The following is a 1,674-nucleotide window of genomic DNA, read 5'->3' as shown; positions in this document are numbered from 1 at the left end:
GTATAAACCACCTTTCTGCGAAAGGCACCAATGCATCATGAAACTAGTGCATTGACCTTTCGCTATCTAATCTGTTTTCCTTCTGATATTATCTTTTTATAAGACTGACACACTACAGAACACGTGGAGGTGAGTGGCGGGGCTGTATAGCGGTGACCTCGCATTTGTATATGTTGTCGGTCATCCGTTAAGGCATCAATGATTGGCGCATAACGTAGCCCGTAAACTTATCTCTTCCAAAGTCGACTCGATTTTGCCGGATGACCAGTCACTGTCAGTTTTAAACTTATAAAATTATCAGGAGGTTATTTTATTGTCGTTTAAAATTCTCAAAAATAACTGTTGTGGACTTGATGTCCACAAAACCTGGATCTATGCCTGTATTGGTATTACCGATTCCAACGGACGTACAGAATATAAGCAAGCTCGCTTTTCTTCCTTTACGAAAGGATTGCAAGAGTTGTGTGACTGGCTTGTTAAATATAACTGTAACGATGTGTGCATGGAATCTACCGGAAAGTATTGGATTCCAGTTTTTAATATCTTAGAGAAGAATAACTTATGGGTTACTCTGTCTCATCCCAAATATACCAAACCACAAAAAGGAAATAAGACTGACCGCAAAGACGCAAAATGGATCTGCGATCTATATATGTGTGGTATGGTCAAGCCTTCCTTTATACCACCAGCTGATATTCGTCAATTAAGAGATCTTGTAAGATATCGTTTCAAACTTACCTGTATGATTACCGGTGAAAAAAACCGTGCTCAGAATTGTCTTACTGTATCCAACTTTAAACTTGACGATGTCTTTTCCGATGTATTTGGGAAATCTTCACGTTCCATCACGGAACAGATTTTACAACACCCTGGGGAAACTTTTGATGTGGCACCTTTTGTTGACGGCAGGTGTAAAACTCCTATTGAAGAAATACAGGCTGCTGTTGATGGTGCTATTTCTACGGAACAGGCTGTAAAACTTAGACAATGTCTGAATCACATCGATGAATTAGAAAAGCATCAAGCGGAAATCGAACGGGAAATCTTTCGTCTCAGCGATAAGTATGAAAGCATTCTCAATCTTATACGAACCGTACCAGGATTCGATAAGAACCCATTGACTGCTATTCAGGTGCTCTCTGAAATCGGAGGTGATATGTCTGTCTTCCCCACAGCTAAAAACCTCGTATCATGGGCTGGATGTTGTCCTCGTAATGATCAAAGCAATCATAAAATCAAATCCACTAGGATTTCCCGTGCTGGTTCCTATTTTAAACCAGTTTTGGTGCAAGTTGCAAATGCTTTAATTAAATCCAAGAAACATCCTGAATTTACTACCCGTTATCGACGTATAAAAGCACGCCGTGGACACAAGAAAGCTATCATTGCCATCTGTCGTATGATCCTGACCGCTATCTGGCACATACTCACAGATTTAAAGCCATATACACCGGAAGGCTTTCTTGAGTCACGTCCTGTGAACGACTCAAAAGTATTGACCACTTCACAGGCGCTTAATCTGCTGAAACAACGAGGATATATCATCAAAGATAATACCATTCCTGTTACCTGATTAGGTGTTGTGTCTATATTTGATTTTCAAACCACCGAAAGATGGTTTATTTGCTATGCCCTTTATTTCTTAGTTGTCTTCTACTTATTTGTTTCAAACTT

At 39.7% G+C, this 1,674-nt stretch carries 1 protein-coding gene; it reads left to right on the top strand.

The genetic code is table 11. From position 1 onward, the window contains the following. Positions 1 to 313 precede the first annotated feature (313 nt). On the top strand, positions 314 to 1,573 hold the full coding sequence (locus DXA18_RS15390) for an IS110 family transposase (protein WP_118384587.1): 1,260 nt from the start codon (positions 314 to 316) through the stop codon (positions 1,571 to 1,573). The last annotated feature ends 101 nt before the right edge of the window (positions 1,574 to 1,674 follow it).

This window comes from Dorea sp. AM58-8 (assembly GCF_003464045.1).
GTDB lineage: Bacteria > Bacillota > Clostridia > Lachnospirales > Lachnospiraceae > Claveliimonas > Claveliimonas ammoniilytica.
This window is presented reverse-complemented; position numbering and strand designations above follow the sequence as displayed.